This is a genomic window from Cellulomonas sp. NPDC058312, assembly GCF_042880135.1.
Taxonomy (GTDB): domain Bacteria; phylum Actinomycetota; class Actinomycetes; order Actinomycetales; family Cellulomonadaceae; genus Cellulomonas.
Map to the genome: position 1 here is coordinate 853204 of NZ_JBHVZE010000002.1, position 17322 is coordinate 870525.

At 75.7% G+C, this 17322-nt stretch carries 12 protein-coding genes and 1 riboswitch; of the genes, 5 read left to right on the forward strand and 7 right to left on the reverse strand.

From position 1 onward, the window contains the following. Positions 1–49 precede the first annotated feature (49 nt). Both ACFVXN_RS08450 and ACFVXN_RS08455 read left to right on the forward strand, forming a co-directional pair. On the forward strand, positions 50–2212 hold the full coding sequence (locus tag ACFVXN_RS08450; RefSeq protein WP_389230200.1) for a YhgE/Pip family protein: 2163 nt from the start codon (positions 50–52) through the stop codon (positions 2210–2212). 32 nt (positions 2213–2244) lie between these two features. Further along, positions 2245–2853 (forward strand): TetR/AcrR family transcriptional regulator, encoded by a 609-nt coding sequence (locus ACFVXN_RS08455; protein ID WP_389230204.1) that lies wholly within the window; start codon positions 2245–2247, stop codon positions 2851–2853. Positions 2854–3219: 366 nt separating this feature from the next. Here the strand turns inward: ACFVXN_RS08455 and ACFVXN_RS08460 are convergent, their stop codons facing one another. From ACFVXN_RS08460 to ACFVXN_RS08490, 7 genes are all read right to left on the reverse strand, one after another. After that, on the reverse strand, positions 3220–3444 hold the full coding sequence (locus ACFVXN_RS08460) for a BldC family transcriptional regulator (protein ID WP_389230207.1): 225 nt from the start codon (positions 3442–3444) through the stop codon (positions 3220–3222). A 13-nt stretch (positions 3445–3457) separates the two neighbouring features. After that, a riboswitch (cyclic di-GMP riboswitch) is annotated at positions 3458–3532 on the reverse strand. An 83-nt stretch (positions 3533–3615) separates the two neighbouring features. Further along, on the reverse strand, positions 3616–4347 hold the full coding sequence (locus ACFVXN_RS08465) for a response regulator (protein ID WP_389230210.1): 732 nt from the start codon (positions 4345–4347) through the stop codon (positions 3616–3618). Next, positions 4344–6905, reverse strand: a complete 2562-nt coding sequence (locus ACFVXN_RS08470) for an ATP-binding protein (RefSeq protein ID WP_389230213.1) — start codon at positions 6903–6905, stop codon at positions 4344–4346. Before ACFVXN_RS08470 ends, ACFVXN_RS08465 begins: the two co-directional genes overlap by 4 nt. Positions 6906–7142: 237 nt before the next feature. Next, positions 7143–9437: a hypothetical protein gene (locus tag ACFVXN_RS08475; RefSeq protein WP_389230216.1), complete on the reverse strand. Its 2295-nt coding sequence runs from the start codon at positions 9435–9437 to the stop codon at positions 7143–7145. A gap of 132 nt (positions 9438–9569) precedes the next feature. Beyond that, complete coding sequence (locus ACFVXN_RS08480) at positions 9570–10526, reverse strand: hypothetical protein (protein ID WP_389230219.1); 957 nt, start codon at positions 10524–10526, stop codon at positions 9570–9572. 238 nt (positions 10527–10764) lie between these two features. After that, positions 10765–11325 (reverse strand): hypothetical protein, encoded by a 561-nt coding sequence (locus ACFVXN_RS08485; RefSeq protein ID WP_389230222.1) that lies wholly within the window; start codon positions 11323–11325, stop codon positions 10765–10767. Between the two features lie 104 nt (positions 11326–11429). Beyond that, positions 11430–12485, reverse strand: a complete 1056-nt coding sequence (locus ACFVXN_RS08490) for a LacI family DNA-binding transcriptional regulator (protein WP_389230225.1) — start codon at positions 12483–12485, stop codon at positions 11430–11432. A 248-nt stretch (positions 12486–12733) separates the two neighbouring features. On the opposite strand from ACFVXN_RS08490, the gene uxaC reads away from it, so the two are divergent. Genes uxaC through ACFVXN_RS08505 form a run of 3 tightly spaced genes read left to right on the forward strand, consistent with a single transcriptional unit; the run spans position 12734 to position 17290 of the window. Next, a complete protein-coding gene (gene uxaC / locus ACFVXN_RS08495; protein ID WP_389230228.1) occupies positions 12734–14227 on the forward strand; it encodes a glucuronate isomerase in 1494 nt (497 codons plus the stop codon). Between the two features lie 34 nt (positions 14228–14261). Beyond that, a complete protein-coding gene (locus ACFVXN_RS08500) occupies positions 14262–15707 on the forward strand; it encodes a glycoside-pentoside-hexuronide (GPH):cation symporter (RefSeq protein ID WP_389230231.1) in 1446 nt (481 codons plus the stop codon). Positions 15708–15721: 14 nt separating this feature from the next. Beyond that, positions 15722–17290, forward strand: coding sequence for a UxaA family hydrolase (locus ACFVXN_RS08505; RefSeq protein ID WP_389230234.1), 1569 nt, complete (start codon positions 15722–15724; stop codon positions 17288–17290). Positions 17291–17322: the final 32 nt, after the last annotated feature.

A 17322-nucleotide genomic window follows, 5' to 3' on the forward strand; every position in this document is an offset into this window, starting at 1 on the left:
CCACCCGCACCCACCCCCGCGTCACGATCCACCCCGAGGTCTCCCGATGATGTCCTTCCTGTCCACCGGCACCGAGCTGCGCCGGTTCCGCCGCGGCGTGCTGCCCAAGCTCGCCGTCGTCGCGATGCTCGCGATCCCGCTGCTCTACGGCGCCCTGTACCTGTGGGCGTACTGGGACCCGACCGGCAACCTCGACCGGCTGCCCGTCGCCCTCGTGAACGCCGACCAGGGCGCCGAGTCCGACGGCGAGCCGCTGCACGCGGGCGACGACGTCGTGGACGAGCTGCTGGACGGGAACAAGCTCGACTGGCGCGAGGTCGACGCCGACGACGCGGCCGCGGGCGTCCGGGACGGCACCTACTACTTCGCGGTGACCATCCCCGCGACGTTCTCCGCCGACATCGCGTCGGCGGGCGGCGACGACCCCACGTCCGCCGAGCTCGACGTCACCTACAACGACGCGAACTCCTACCTCGCCTCGACGCTCGGGCGCAGCGCGATGAACCAGATCCGCGCGGCCGTGTCCGAGACCATCGGCGAGCAGGCCGTCAACCAGGTCCTGGTCGGCCTCGGCTCGGCGCGCGACGGGTTCGCGCAGGCGTCCGACGGCGCCCTGACGCTGACCGCCGCCAGCGGCGACCTGTCCGCGGGCGCGCACCAGGTCGCGGACGGCGCGGCCTCGGCCGCCGACGGAGCGGCCCGGCTCGCGTCCGGCTCGACCGACCTCGCCGGGGGCGCCGACCGGCTCGGCTCCGGCTCCGCGCAGCTCGCGTCCGGCGCGAGCACGCTGTCCTCCGGCGCGGGCACCGCGGCCGCCGGCGCGAGCACTCTCGCCTCGGGCGCGACGCAGCTCGCCGCCGGCGCGCAGGACGCCTCGACCAGCGCGGGCACCCTGGCCGCGGGCGCCACGAAGGTCAGCGACGGCGTCGACCAGGTCGCCGCGACGGTCACCGGCCTGAGCACGGCCGCGCAGACGCTCGGTGGCGACCTCACCTCGATCGGCACCGACCTCGCCGCCCTCGCCCGGGCGCAGGCGGCGGCGGGCGACCCCGCAGCAGCCGCGGAGCTCCAGCGCCTGATCGGGGCGATGCAGACCGCGACCGCCGGTGTCGACCTGCCGACGCCCGCGGAGCAGCAGCAGTCCGCAGCGCAGCTCGCCGCCCTCGTCGACGGGGCGCACCAGGTCCGCGACGGCTCCGGCGCGCTCGCCACCGGGCTCGGCACGCTCGCCACGAAGTCCGGCGAGCTCGCCACCGGCGCCGGCACGCTCGCCGACGGCACCGCCCGCGTCGCCTCCGGCGCGGCGGACCTCGCGTCCGCCTCCGGCACGCTCGCGACCGGCGCCGCGACTCTCGACGACGGCGCGCACACCCTCGCCGACGGGGCCGGGGAGCTCGCCACCGGCACCTCCACGCTCGCGACCGGGGCCACCCAGGTCGCCGACGGCACGGACCAGATCGGCGACGGCAGCCGGCAGCTCGCGGACTCCCTCGCCGACGGCGCAGCCCAGATCCCCGACGACGACGACAGCGCCCGCGCCCAGCGCGCCGACGCCCTGAGCAACCCCGTGCGGTCCACCAGCACCGACGTCGCCGAGGCCGGCAACTACGGCGAGGGGTTCGCGCCGTTCTTCATCCCGCTCGCGCTGTTCGTCGGCGGGCTCATCACCTGGCTGCTGCTGCGACCCCTGCCCCCGCGCGGGCTGGCCACCCCGGCCCGCGGCTGGCGGATCGCGTTCGCCGGGTACCTGCCGGCCCTCGCGATCGGCGTCGGTCAGGTCGTCGTCCTGCTCGCCGTGGTCCACTTCGGTCTCGGGCTCGGCATGTCGACGGCGCTCGGCACCGTGGCGTTCACCGTGCTCGTCGCGGCGGCGTTCCTCGCGGTCCAGCAGATGCTGGTCGCCGTGCTCGGAGCGGCTGCCGGCAAGGTCGCGATCATCGCCCTGCTGATGCTCCAGCTCACCGCCGCCAGCGGCACCTACCCGGTGGAGACCACACCCGCGTTCTTCCGGGCGCTGCACCCCGCGCTGCCCATGACCTACGCGATCACCGGACTGCGCGAGCTCACCACCGGCGGCACCGACGGGCGCCTCTGGGCGTCGGTCCTGGCGCTCGTGGCGTTCACCGTCGGGTCGCTCGCGATCACGTCGTGGCGCGCGGCGCAGCAGCGGACCTGGACGCTGAGCCGCCTGCACCCCTCGCTGTCGATCTGACCCGCGGCAGCCGATCTGAGAGGCTAAGAGACATGCCCACCGTGCCCGTGACCCCCGCCGCCGACGTCGAGGCCGAGCCCACCACCGGACCCGGACGCCGGGACACCCGCCGGGCGATCATCACGGCGACCGTCGCGCTGATCGCCGACCGGGGCTTCTCGGCGACGTCGGTCGACGACATCGCCGAGCGTGCCGGGGTCGCGAAGGGCAGCGTCTACTACAACTTCGGGTCGAAGGGCGCGCTGTTCGAGACCGTCCTCACCGAGGGCCAGCTCGCGCTCACCGCCGCACTGCGGGGCGCCGCGGACGGTCGCACCGGGAGCGACGCCGTCGGGGCGCTCGTGCACGAGCTGCTCGCGCAGATCCAGGGGCACCCCGACTTCGCCAAGGTGCTGGTCGCCGAGGTGTTCCGCACCGGCCGGGACTGGCAGGACTCGATCCGCCAGGTCCGCGACGAGGCGTTCGCGGTGTTCGCCGAGGTGGTCGCCGCGTCCTGGCCGCACCGCGACCCGTCGCTGACCGCCGCCGCGATGTTCGGCGCCACCCTGGTCGCGGGCCTGGAGTGGCTGGCGTTCCAGCCGGACCGCCCGGTGGCGGACGTCCGCCGCGCGGTGCTGTCCACGCTCCTCGACCCGCTCTGACCCACCCGCCTGGGCCCGGGCCCCCGCCCGCCCGCCGCCGAGCCCGACTTTCGCCCCGTCCGGCCGCCGCCACGCCCGCCTGCCGCGCCGCCGGGTGGATCCATCCAGGGAGACTCGCTGGGCGCGGCGGGCGCGGATCTTCCACGCCCGCGGGGTGGGTCCACTCCGCGGGAACCACGGGTCCGCCGAGTGGATCCATCCGGGCCGACCCGCCGGGCGCGGCGGGCGCGGATCTTCCACGCGCACCGGGTGGATCCACCCCGGCAGGTGGAAGCAGGCGCGGGCGGACGCAGGCGCGGGCGGACGCAGATCGGCCCCCGCGAGCGGTGCTCGCGGGGGCCGATCAGGGTGTGCGTGCCGTGCTGCTTAGTAACGCGTGGGCTGCGTGGGGACGCCGCCGAGCAGCTGCATGACCTCGGACTCGAGGAACCGGCGGTGGCCGCCGAGGGTCCGGACGGCGGACAGCTTGCCGGCCTGGGCCCAGCGGGTGACCGTCTTGGGGTCGACGCGGAACATGACCGCGACCTCACCGGGGGTGAGCAGCGACGAGGTGGCCTGCGTCGGGATCTGGGCCTCGAGGGGGTACGTCATGATCTCTCCTTGGTTCGGTAGCCCGGCTGGCCCTGTAGGCCCCGTGGCTTTGCGTCCCCGCCTTGCAGCGGGTTTGCCGTTATCGCTCAACGGGTAGAACTATACAGAAATCGGACAGATCGGCAAGTACCACCCGAGAGCGGACAGAACCGCAGGTCAGGGCGGCAGACCCTAGACGTCGCCGGCGGGCCCCGCCACCGCTGGCCCGTCCGGGTGACCGCCGGTCGGGTCGAACCGGTAGCCCATGCCCGGCTCGGTCAGCAGGTAGCGGGGCGTGACCGGGTCCGGCTCGAGCTTCTTGCGCAGCTGCGACAGGTACAGCCGCAGGTACCCCGTGTCGGTCACGTGCTCCGAGCCCCAGATGTCGCGCAGCAGCGTCTGCCGGGTCACCAGCCGGCCGGCGTTCCGGACCAGGACCTCCAGCACCCGCCACTCCGTCGGCGTCAGGCGCACCGGCTCCGGCGGCGTCCCGTCGCGCGTCACGGTCGTCGCCGTCAGGTCCACCACCACGTCGCCGATCCGGGTCAGCGGCTCGGCGTCCTGCCCCGGCACCCGCCGCGTGAGGGCCCGGACGCGCGCCAGCAGCTCGTCGACCACGAACGGCTTGGTCACGTAGTCGTCGGCGCCGGCGTCCAGGGCCTCGACCTTGTCCGCCGACCCGGTGCGCCCGGACAGCACCAGGACCGGTGCGGTGGTCCAGCCCCGCAGGCCCTGGATCAGCTCCACCCCGTCGAGGTGCGGCATGCCGAGGTCGATCAGGTACAGGTCCGGCCGGTGCTCGACGGCCTGGTTCAGCGCGTCGGCCCCGTCGGTGGCGGTCAGCACCTCGTACCCGCGGGCGCGCAGCGTGATCCGCAGCGCGCGCAGGATCTGCGCGTCGTCGTCCGCGACGAGGATCTTCACGCGCGCGTCCCCTCTCCCGTCGCGCCGGACTGCCGGAGCGCGATCACCATCGTCAGACCGCCGCCGGGCGTGTCCTCGGGGGTCAGCGTGCCACCCATCCCCTCGGTGAACCCGCGCGACAGGGCGAGCCCCAGGCCCAGGCCGGTGGTGTTGTCGGTGTCGCCGAGCCGCTGGAACGGCACGAAGAGGTCCGGCCACCGCTCCGCCGGCACCCCGGGACCGTGGTCGACGACGCGGATCTCGACCCGGTCGGCGAACGCGCTGGTCCGGACCCGCGCGCGCGTCCCGGCGGGGCTGGCGCGCACGGCGTTCGCCAGCACGTTGACCAGGACCCGCCGCAGCAGCGCCGGGTCGGCCTCGACCGCCGGCAGGTCCGGGTCGAGGTCGAGGAGCACCTCGTCCGGGCCGAGACCGAGCTCGTCGAGCGCCGGCAGGACCACGTCGTCGACGTCGGTCGGCGTCGTGGACACCCCGGTCACGCCGGCCTGCAGACGGCTGACGTCCAGGAGGTCGGTGACCAGCGCGGTGAGGGTCCGCAGACTCTCGTCGGCGGTGGCGAGCAGCTCCTCGCGGTCGGCGGGTGACCAGCTCACCTCCGCCGACCGGAGGCTGCCGACGGCGGTGGTCGCGGCGGTCAGCGGTCGGCGCAGGTCGTGGCTGACCGCGGACAGCAGGGCCCGCCGCACCTGGTCGGTCTCGCGCAGCGGCCCGACGGCGTCCGCGGTGCGACTGAGGCGCTGGTGCTCGAGGGCGGCGGCGATCTGGGTCACCACCACGCCGAGCAGCCGGTTGCCGGCGCCGTCGAGGTCGGTCCCGCCGAGGCCGACGGTGCGGTCGCGGCTGCCGAACCGCGCCAGCCGCCGGGTGGCGGGGTGCTCGCCGGGGTCGACCTCGAGGACGCTCCGCTCGTCGACGGGCACGGCGGTCGCGTCCGCGCGCACGGTCCCGGACTGCGCCAGCACGTCCTCGCCGGAGCGCAGCCGCACGCCCGCGAGACCGAACGCCTCCCGGGCCCGCTCGACCAGCGCGGCGAGCGCGTCCTGCCCGCGCAGCACCCCGCCGGCGACCGTGAGCATCAGCTCGGACTCGGCGCGAGCGCGCTGTGCTGCCCGGCTGCGGCGCGCGGCGAGGTCCACGACGGCGCTGACGAGCGCGCCGCTCACCACGTACAGCACGAGCGCGACGGCGTGCCGCGACTCGGCGATGGAGATCGTCCGCACCGGCTCGATGAAGAAGTAGTCCAGGCTCAGCCCGGACAGCACCGCGGTGAGCAGCGACGGCCACAGCCCGCCGACCAGCGCCACGACCACGACGAGCAGCTGGTAGGACAGCACGTCGCCGACCAGGGACGTCTCGGTGCGGGTCGACGTCAGCAACCAGGTGAGCAGCGGGCCGAGCACGAGCGACATCGCGAGTCCGAGGGCCCGCCGGCGCCAGGTCAGCGCCCCGCCGACCTGGGGCAGGGTGGTGCGCCGGCCGGCGGCGGCGTGCGTGACGATGTGCACGTCGATCGCACCCGCGTCGCGGATCACCGTGCCCCCGACCCCGGGCCCGCTGACCGCGGTGGCGAGGCGGCCGCGACGGCTGAGGCCGATGACCAGCTGGGTCGCGTCGGCCGACCGGGCGAACTCGACGAGCGCCCGCGGGACGTCCTCCGCGACGACCTGGTGGAAGGTCCCGCCGAGGTCGGTGACGAGCCGCTGCTGGGCCGCGAGCGCCGCGGGGTCCGACTGCCGCAGGCCGGTCGGGGCGGTGACGTGCACGGCGAGCAGCTCGCCGCCCGCGGACCGGGCGGCGATCCGGGCGCCTCGCCGCAGCAGGGTCTCCCCCTCGGGGCCGCCGGTCAGGGCGACGACCACCCGCTCGCGCGCCTCCCAGGGGGCGTCGATGGCGTGCTCGGCGCGGTAGGTCCGCAGCGCGGAGTCGACCTCGTCGGCGAGCCACAGCAGCGCGAGCTCGCGCAGGGCGGTGAGGTTGCCGAGCCGGAAGTAGTTCGACAGGGCCGCGTCGACCCGCTCGGCCGGGTAGACCTCCCCCGCCGACAGCCGGTCGCGCAGCGACTGCGGCGCGAGGTCGACCAGCTCGACGTCGTCCGCGGCGCGCAGCACCGCGTCCGGCACCGTCTCGCGCTGCGGCACTCCGGTGATGGTGCGGACGACGTCGTTGAGCGACGCGATGTGCTGGATGTTCACGGTGGTCACCACGTGGATGCCGGCGTCCAGCAGCGCCGCGACGTCCTGCCACCGCTTCTCGTGCTCGGACCCCGGCGCGTTGGTGTGCGCGTACTCGTCGACGAGCGCGACCTGCGGGGCGCGCGCGAGCACGCCGGCGAGGTCCATCTCGGCGAGCTCGACGCCGCGGTGGGAGACGACCCGCCGCGGCACGACCTCGAGACCCTCGACGAGGGCGGCGGTCGCGACGCGGCCGTGGGTCTCGACGACCGCGACCACGACGTCCTTGCCCGCGGCCACCAGGTCCCGCCCGCTCTCGAGCATCGCGAAGGTCTTGCCCACCCCGGGCGCCGCCCCGAGCAGGACCCGCAGCCGACCGCGCGTCATCCGCTGGTCCTCCTGGTCGTCGTCGCGCCGTGACCGGGGTCGGTGCCCGACCGGGGCCGTCCGGGGTCCCGGCAGCGCGTCGGCGATCGTAGACCCGCCGGCGCACTCCGGCTGGCGCGGGAGCGGGCCGGCACGGTGGCGGACGCGGGCCGGGTACCCGGCGGGCGGTGCTGCCACGAGGTCGTGCGCCCGGGCGGGGACGGTGGCCGGGTCGACCCCGTCCCCGCCCGGCCCCTGTCAGCCCAGGGGGTCGACCTCGTCGAGCGCGCGACGCACCCGTACCCGGTGCAGCACGAGCACCACACCGCCGACGAGCAGGGCGGCCCCGACGGCGCCGGCGACGAGCACGTCGCTGCCGGTCACCGCGAGCGGGCCGCTGCCCGCAGGCTCGGGCTCGCCGGGTTCGGGGCCGGCCGGGACCGGCGTCGGTGCGGGGCCCGGGTCGTCCGGCGAGACGACCGGCGGCTCGTCCACCACGAGCGTGGTCTCCGACCAGGTGCCGCACGCGCCGCGGTCCCGGACGGTCCCGTCGCCCGCGGTGAGGGTCGCGATCCAGTGCACGGCACCCGCCACGGCCGGCGCCGCCACCTCGCCGGAGCCGTAGAACCCGGGGCCGGCGACCGGCACCGGGTCGGACGTCCACAGCCGCGTCGTGTCGTCGCACACCGCCTCGGTCGCGGGGTCCTGCGGTCCGAACGCCTCGAACACGAGGTGGTCGCCGTCCTCGGTGGTCCCGGTGACCAGCGCGAGGTCGTGGATCGGCGCGCCCGGGACCGCCTGCGGCTGGGCCTGCGTCACGACCGCCGCCGGGACGACGACCCCGGGCTGCCCCGGGACGAAGAACGCCTCGCGCAGGTCGTCGAACCGGCTGACGAACGGCGCCACCCGCGCGTCGCCGGCGAACGCGTAGACGAACACGAAGTAGTCGCCGCCGGGGTACGTCGCCCGGGTCGGTGCGACGACGGGGTGGTCGCGGTCGTGGCCGACCTCGTGGACCCCGTCGCGCGCCGGCACCGTGCCGGTCCACAGCACCGGGGTGCCGGGCGGCACCTCGGGCCCGTCGGGCAGCGTGGGCAGCGGCCCGTAGACCGTGACGTCGGCGTCCGGGAGGTCGGCCTGCCAGCCGCCGAGCCCGCCGAACTCGCCGTGGTCGGCCGGGTACCCGGTGACCACGATGGTGTCGGCGGCGCGCCCGCCCGGCACGACGTTGAACTCCCGCGCCTGCGACGTGTGCTCGAGGTCGAACCGGTTCACCGCCGTCTCGACCTCCTCGAACCACGGTGCGGTGAAGTCCTCCCGGACGTACGGGGCGAGGTCGCCCGCGTCGGCCCGGCGGATGGTGGCGACGGCGGTGTAGAAGCCGTCCCCGGTCGCCCGCACCGTCCCGGGGGTGGTCAGCGTCCCGGGTCCGTGCGCCACGACCCGCTCGACGCCCGCGACGGGAGCGCCGGGCGGCGGCAGCGGCTGCTGCGGCTGCGGTCGGTCGAACGGCCCGTACCAGGTGACGTCGACGGGAACCGGGACGGGGACGCCGTCCAGCACGGCCCACCGGTCGCCGGGGGCTGCGGTGATGTCCAGGCGGTCGACGAGCGGCTCGCCGTCGCCGACCCGCACGTCCTGCACGGTGGTCGTGGCCCGGGGCCGGAAGTCGTGCACGACCGGGAACTCGGGCCCCGGGACGACGACCTGCTCCGGGTCGTGCCCCGGCCGGTTGCCGTAGCTCAGCTGGTCCTGCCGGTTGCCCGCGAGGTCGAACAGCGTGAGCGTGGTCCGCCACACGTCGTCGAAGGCCACCCGGTACTGCACCGCTCCGTGCCCGGTCGCCGTCCACGTCAGGCGCAGCGGCTCGGCGGTGGTGGTGCCCGAGTAGGTCGCGGTGCCGGAGGCGTCGAGCACCGCCGGGCCGGTGAGGGTGACGGTGAACGCCGCTCCGGGCACGGGCTCCCCGGCGGCGGACCGCAGCGCGATGCCCTCGATCACGCCGGTGCGGCGACCCTGGCCGGTGACCTGGCCCGGGTCGCCCTCGTACGGACCGGCGGCGCGCTGGCCCTCGGCGAGCAGGTCGGCCGCCCGGTCGCGCACCGCCGCGGGCGTCGCGGCGGCGAGCAGCTGCGTGACGGCCGCGACGTCGCCGCCGGCCATGCTGCCGGGCCGCTCGTGCCGCTGGTGGACGGCGTAGCCGAGCGCGGCCTGGGTGAGGTCGTCCACGGCGAACCGGTGCCGGGCGAGTGCCGCGGCGAGCGCGGGGTCGTCGAGGGTGGTCACGGCGACGGGGACGTCCGCGGGACCGGACGCGGTGACCCGCGCCTGGAGGCAGTAGCCGTGCTCCTCGGAGCCGAAGGGGCCGTCGAGCGGGCCGAGCCGCACGGGGCCGTGGCCCGCGGGTGTGACGGTGATGCCGGCCGCGGGCGCGGCGTGGGCGGGCGGGGGCGCCGGCAGGACGGCCAGCACGGCGACCGCGGCGGCCACGAGGGCGCCGGTGATCGGGGCGGACGGGTTCCTGCGGGCGTGCCAGGATGGCGGTGCTTGCATGGTCAGGTCTCCTCGAGGGAACTGTCGTTCGGGCACGAGGGGTCCGGTGTGCCAGCACCGGGCCCCTCACTCGTGAGGTGCAGCGGGTCGGGGATCAGGTCACGGCGCCTCCCGTCCCGCGGCGCGCGCGCGTCAGCACTCCCACACCTCGCCGAGCGAGGTGCCGCACCACGCACCGCCCTGGGTCTCGACCTCGACCCGGTAGCCCTCGGGCACCGGACCGCCTGAAGCCCAGCCCGCGGCCCCGGAACCGCCACCCGACGCACCGCCGGACCCCGCACCGGAGCCGCCTGTGCCGCCGGACCGCGTGGCTCCCCCGGTGCTCGGCTTCGGAGCCGCCGACGACGGCCGTGAGCCGCCCGCGGACGCACCGCTCGCCCCCCGGGTCCGCGCCCGCGCCGCAGCCTCGGCTTCCTGCCGGTCCTGCTCCGCCTGCCAGGCGGCCTCCGCCTCGGCGACGGCGCGCCGCGCTCCGTCCAGCGCGAGCACGTGCTGGCGGACGCGGTCGCTGGCGGAGTCGAGCCCGGCGGTGTCGGTCGGGACGGGCTCGTCCCGGACGAGCACCGCCGCGTCGACGGCCGCCGCGAGCGCGAGTCGGGCGGTGTCGTCCGCGACCCGGCCCGCCGATGCCGCCAGCACGGCGCCGGCGTCGTCGACCGCGAGCCGGAGCTCGTCGCGTGCGGCGGCGTGCCCGGTCGCCGCGCGCTCGAGCTCCCAGGCCGCCCGTGCGGTGCGCACGGCCCCTGTCGCGACGGCCAGCCGGTCGGCGCGCCGGACCGCCTCGGCCGCGAGCCGACGGGCCTCGGCGGTGCGGTGGGCACGGGGTGCGTCGGGGTCCACGCCCAGCGCGGGGACACCCGTCAGCAGCTGCGCGAGCTCGCGCCGGACGGCGTCGTCGGCCACCCGCAACGCGGACGACGCGAGCGCGTCCTGTGCGTCCGTCCGCGCCGAGCGCCACCGGCGCGTCGCGTCGGCGAGGTCCGCCGTCGCGGTCGCCAGGTCCTGCTCGGCGCGGGCGTCCCAGCGGGCGTGGAGGACCGCCCCGCCGCTGGTGAGCACGAGGACCGCGGCGGTGAGCGCGGCGACCACGATGCGGCGGCGCCGTCTCGGGGGTTCGGGGTCAGGGGCACGGTGAGGGGCGGGGACGGGTCCGGCGGCGGGGACTCCTCGGGGTTCGGGGGCAGGGGCGGGTGCAGCGGCGGCGGGTGCGCTCATCGGGAGTGCTCCGAGGTCGGGGACAGGTGAGCGCGGCTGAGCTCCCGACTGTACGGCTCGACGGACCTCCTGCCGAGCCCCGTCCTCGTCCCTGTGGACGACTCCCGGCGTGTCAGCCCGCGGGGAGCACCCAGACGAGGTCGGTGGACCCGGCGGGCAGCGTGACCTGGCCGTTCGTGCCGATGGTCACGACCAGGTCGCTGGTCGGGTCCGTCCCGGCGGGCAGGGCGACCACCGTGGTCGTCGGGACGAGGTCGGCGGTGCAGGGCCCGTCGCCCGGCTCCGGGAACGTCACCGTCACGGCGGCCGGGCCGGTGGACTCGGCGGTGTCGTCGGGCACCGCCGGGCACGTGCTGGACCCGAAGGTGACCACGTGGAGCAGGCCCTCGTCGGTCGCGCGCCCGGCACCCGCGCCCGCGTCGGCCGGTGCGGGCCCGGCGCCGTCGGGCAGGCCGGGCGCGGTGGAGCCGGCGACCGGCTCGAGCCCGGTCGGGGTGGGCGTCGCGCCCGCGGTGCTCCCCGGTGAGGCGCCGGCCGACGCACCGGGCGACGCGTCGTCGGCACCGCCGCAGCCGGCCAGCAGCGCGACGGCGCCGAGGACGGCCGCGACGGCGAGACGGCCGCGTGCTCGCGGGTGCCGGGGTGCGGGCAGGAAGGGGGTCGTCGGTTCCACGGGGTGCTCCGATGTCCGGTGCTGCGTCGGCGAGGTCCACGTCCGGTACCGCGGGGCCCCGGGTGGCCGCCTGCGCGGCGGCACCCGTGACGCCGCCCCCGACGCTACCCCTGGGGGTCGCCGGGGACCGAGGCGGTGCTGGCGCGCACGACGAGCTCGGTCGGCAGCGCGTCCGGGACGCCCGGGACCGGCGTGCCCGGGCCCGGCCCGCCGTCGACCACACCACCGGCGACCACACCACCGGCGAGGTGCCCGTGCAGCCGCTCGACGGCGACGACCCCCGCGCGGTCGAGCGGGATCCGCACCGTGGTGAGCGCGGGCGTCAGCAGGGCGGAGATGGCGATGTCGTCGAACCCGACGATGCTGAGCCGCTCGGGCAGCGCGAGCCCGAGCCGGGACAGCCGCGCCACGAGCCCCGCGGCCATGACGTCGTTGGCGACGACGACCGCGGTGACGTCGGCGAGCAGCACGTCGTCCCCGGCCGCGGCGCCGCCCTCCACCGTCGGCGGGTAGGGCCCGAGCACGATCCCGGCGAGGCCGTGCGCAGGGGTGCGGGTGCGGAACGCGTCGAGCCGCTGCGCGTGGGACCGGCTGGTCTCCGTGGCGGCGACGAACCCGACACGGTGGTGCCCGAGGGCCCGCAGGTGCCGCAGGGCCTGCTCGATCCCGCCGGCGTTGTCGATGAGGACGGGCGGCACCGTCGCCGCGGGCGACCCCGGAGCGGCGCGGTTGACCAGCACGACGGGGCGCAGGCGCGCGGCCTCGGCGAGCGCGGCGTCCGACATGCGGGGCGAGCAGAGCACGAGCCCGTCGACGTTCTGCGCGAGGGTGCGCACCAGCCCGAGCTCGGCGTCCGGGTCCTCGCCGCTGTCGGCGAGCAGGACGGGGTGGCCGAGCTCGCGCGCCCGGCGCTGGGCCCCGCGCACCAGCTCGGGGAAGAACGGGTTCGCGAGGTCGGGCACCAGGACGCCGATCGCGCCGGTCCGGCCGGTCCGCAGGGACCGCGCCGACGCGCTCGGCTGGTACCCGAGCCGGCCCGCGACGTCGAGCACGCGGTCGCGGGTCGCGGTGTCGACCATCTCCGGCCGGGTGAACGCGCGGGACACGGTCGACGGCGACACCCCGGCCCGGTCGGCGACCTCGCGGATCGTCGCTGCCACCTGTCCTCCTGCCCCGAGCCGGCCGACTCCCGGCACGGACCTCCCATGCTAGAGCGCCACCGGATCTGCATACGTGTGCAGACACCTGACCTGCGCGTTCGTGCATGAGAAGCGGCCGATTCGGACCTAGGTCCCGCGCGATGAGACCTGCGTCACGCCACGATGCAATCGTGTGCAGCGCGACGCTCCCCGTCACCCGCACACCGACCAACAGCACGTCACCCCTGGATCGAGGACGCCCCGTGGCCATGACCGCTCCCCCGACGACCGCCCCCCGCACGACCGCCCCCCGCACGACGGACCGGCGCACGACCGACCCGCGCCCGCTGACCCTGCACCCCGACCGGGCCCTGCCGGCCGACCCCCGCCAGCGCGAGGTCGCCCGCGAGATCTACGCCGAGACCGCGCGGCTCCCCCTGATCTGCATGCACGGCCACGTCGAGGTCGAGGCGTTCGCCCGCGACGAGGCGTTCGCCGACCCCGCGCAGCTGCTGGTCGTGCCCGACCACTACGTGACCCGGATGATGGTGTCCCAGGGGGTCGCCCCGGCGGACCTGGGCATCCCGCGCGTCGACGGCGGGCCGGTCGAGCAGGACTCGCGCGCGATCTTCCGCCGGTTCTGCGCGAGCTGGCACCTGTACCGCGGCACGCCGTCCCGGTTCTGGCTGGAGCACGAGCTCGTCGAGGTGTTCGGCGTCGACGTCGAGCCGAGCGCCGCCACCGCGGACGCGGTGTTCGACACGATCGCCGCGCGGATCGCCGAGCCGGGCTTCCGGCCCCGCGCGCTGCTGGACACGTTCGGCATCGAGCTGCTCGCGACGACGGACGCCGCGACCAGCACCCTGGAGCACCACGCGCAGCTCGCCGCCGAGGGCCTCGGGGACCGCGTGGTCCCCACCTTCCGACCCGACGCCGTCGTGCACCTGGACCGCCCGACCTGGGCCGCGGACATCGCCGAGCTCGCGCGGGTGTCGGGCATCGACACCGGCTCCTACGCGGGCTACCTCGCCGCGCTCCGGCAGCGCCGGCAGGCGTTCGTGGCGGCCGGCGCCCTCGCGAGCGACCACGGCCACCTCTCGGCGGACACCACGCCGCTGGACGACGCCGTCGCCGCGCGGGTCTACGCCGAGGCGCTGGCCGACCCGGCCTCGGTGACGCCGGAGCGGGTGCACGCGTTCGCCGCGCACATGCTGTTCCAGATGGCCGGCATGGCCTGCGAGGACGGCCTCGTCATGCAGATCCACCCCGGCGTGCTGCGCGACCACCACGACGCCGTGCTCGCCGCGCACGGGCAGGACAAGGGCTTCGACATCCCCGTCGCGACCGAGTACACCCGCGCCCTGCGCCCGCTGCTGCAGGCGTACGGCACGGACCCGCGGTTCCGGGCGGTGCTGTTCACCGTCGACGAGACCGTCTACTCCCGCGAGCTCGCCCCGCTGGCCGGCGCGTACCCGTCGCTGCGGCTCGGCGCGCCGTGGTGGTTCCTCGACTCCCCCGAGGGCATGCGCCGGTTCCGCGAGACCGCGACGGAGACGGCCGGCTTCGCGAACATGTCCGGCTTCGTCGACGACACCCGCGCCTACGCGTCGATCCCCGCGCGTCACGACCTGTCGCGCCGGGTCGACGCCGGGTTCCTGGCCCGCCTGGTGCTGGAGCACCGGCTGCGGGTCGACGAGGCCGTCGAGACCGCGGTCGACCTCGCCTACCACCTGCCCCGGCTCGCCTACGCGCGCCGCGGCTGATCCCCACCACCTGACACCCGAACCGAGGACGACGATGACCACGGCACCCGAGGCGACCACGCCCCGCGGCCTCCTGACGGCCCTGCACGACAAGCTCCCGCTCCGCGCGAAGGTCGCCTACGGCCTGGGCGACATGGGCAACGGCTTCATGTTCGACCTGGGGCAGGCGTACCTGCTGAAGTTCTACACCGACGTCGCCGGGCTGAATCCGGCCGCCGCTGCCGGGGTGTTCGTGTTCACGAAGATCTTCGACGCGTTCATGGACCCGGTCGCCGGGATCTTCGTCGACCGTCGTCCCGGCGGCGGACGGCACGGGCGGTTCAAGCCCGTGATGATGTACGCCTCGATCGCCCTCGGCACCCTGACCGTCGTCACGTTCCTCACCCCCGGCGGGACGCACGGCGTCAACCTCGTGTACGCGTACCTGTCGTACATGGCGTGGGGCGTCCTGTACTCGTTCACCAACGTGCCGTACGGCTCGCTGGCCTCGGTGATGACGCAGAACCCGGCGCAGCGCGCGCAGCTCGCGTCGTTCCGGCAGGCGGGCTCGGTCACGGCCCTGCTCATCACCGGCGTCGCGTTCATGCCGATCGTGCACGCGTTCGGCAACGACCGGGTCGGGTTCGCCGCGGCCGCCGGAGCGATGTCCGTCGTCGGCGTCCTCGGGTTCTTCGCGACGTTCCGCGGCACGAAGGAGGTCGTGCCTGTCGCCCGCACCACCGAGAAGATCACGCCGCGGACGTTCGCCACCACGATCGGCCGGAACCGCGCGCTGCTGGTGCTGGTCCTCATGACCGTGTTCTCGATCTCCGCGTACAACATCAAGCCCGCGATGATCGTGTACTTCACGGACTACAACCTGCACAACCAGGACCTGCTCGCGGTCGTGAACTTCTTCGGCATCGGGTCCTCGATCCTCGCGATCCTCACGATCCCGTTCCTGGTCGCGAAGTTCGGCAAGCGGAACGTCGCCATCGCCGGGTTCGCCCTGGCCGCGGTCGCCGACGGCCTGAACTTCCTGCTGCCGACGAACACCGTCACGTTCACGATCCTCTACAGCCTGTCGTTCGTGGGCGTCGCGCTGCCGAACGGCATCACCTGGGCGCTCGTGTCCGACGCGATCGACTACGGCCACTGGCGCACCGGCGTCCGCCGCGAGGGCATCACCTACTCGATGTTCAACTTCTCGCGGAAGATCGCCCAGGCGGTCGCGGGCGGCGCCGCAGGCTTCGGCCTGTCGCTGATCGGCTACGTGCCGAAGTTCACCGAGCGCCCCGAGCTCGCCGACCAGGCCGACGGCATCCTCCAGGGCATCAAGGGCCTGCAGACCCTCTACCCCTGCCTCGCCCTGACGATCGCGGGCGCCGTCCTGTTCTTCCTGTACCCGCTGACCGACGCCCGGATCACCGAGCTGGTCGCCGAGACCCGCGACCGCGAGGCCGGCCGCGCGGTCGCCGACGAGCCCGGGACGCCCCGATGAGCAAGGAGACCCCCATGACCAGCACGACCCCGCTGGACGGCACCCCCCTGGACGGCACCCCCCTGGACCGCGTCACGCTGCGGCTGGCCCCCGCGGACGAGGTCGTCGTCGCCACCCGCGGCCTGCCCGCCGGGACGCGCCTGACCACCCCAGACGGGGACCTCGAGGTCCTCGACGACGTGCCGCGCGGCCACAAGCTCGCGGTGCGGGACGTGCCCGCAGGCGGCCAGGTGCACAAGTACGGCCAGTCGATCGGCCGCGCGACCGCCCCGATCGCCGCCGGCGCGCACGTGCACGTGCAGAACCTCGGCATGGACACCGGCGCCGACTCCCACGAGCTCGGCGGCGTGCACACCGAGCTCCCCGTCCCGTCCGGCCCGCCGCGCACCTTCCTCGGGTACCGGCGCGCCGACGGCCGGGTCGGCACCCGGAACTACGTCGCGATCCTCACCTCGGTGAACTGCTCCGCGGCGACCGCCCGGATGATCGCCGCGGCCGTCGAGCCGCTGCTCGCGCAGTACCCGCACGTCGACGGCGTCGTGGCCCTCACCCACCAGAGCGGCTGCGGCATGATCCCCGCGTCCACCGGCGGTGGCGTGCTCCAGCGCACCCTGCACGGGTACGCCGCGCACCCGAACGTCGCCGGGCTGCTGGTGCTCGGGCTCGGCTGCGAGATGGTGCAGGTCCGGTCGATCCTCGACTCGCTGCCCGTGGCGTCGGACACGCTCGTGGAGTCGCTCACGATCCAGGAGCAGGGCGGCATCCGGGCGTCGGTCGCCGCGGGGGTCGCCGCCGTCGAGCGGATGCTGCCCGCGCTCGACGCCCGCCGCCGTGAACCCGCGCCGATCTCCGAGCTGGTGCTCGGCCTGAACTGCGGGGGCTCCGACGGCTACTCCGGCATCACCGCCAACCCGGCGCTCGGCCACGCCTCCGACCTGCTGGTCGCGGCGGGCGGCACCTCGGTGCTGGCGGAGACCCCGGAGATCTACGGCGCCGAGCACCTGCTCACCCGGCGCGCGGTGTCGCCGGACGTCGCGCGCGCCCTGCTCGAGCGGATCGACTGGTGGCAGCGGTACGCCGCCGACGGCGGGGGCAGCCTCGACAACAACCCGTCGCCCGGCAACAAGGCCGGCGGGCTGACGACGATCCTGGAGAAGTCGCTCGGTGCGGTCGCCAAGGCCGGGCAGGCGGACCTGTCGGCCGTGTACCAGTACGCCGACCCGATCACCACGCGCGGGATGGGCTTCATGGACACCCCCGGGTACGACCCGGTGTCGGTGACCGGCCTGGTCGCGGGCGGCGCGACCGTCGTGTGCTTCACCACCGGCCGCGGCTCGGTGCTCGGCAGCCGGCCCGCACCGACGATCAAGCTCGCGACGAACACCGAGATGTACACCCGGATGCGCGACGACATGGACCTCGACTGCGGCCGGATCGTCGACGGCCTCGCGAGCGTCACCGAGGTCGGCGAGGAGATCCTCGACCGGATCATCGCGGTGGCGTCCGGCGAGCGCACCGCGAGCGAGGAGCTGGGCCTCGGTCAGGACGAGTTCGTGCCGTGGCAGCTCGGGACCGTCACGTGAGCCCGCAGCCGACCCCCGCCCCGGCCCGACCC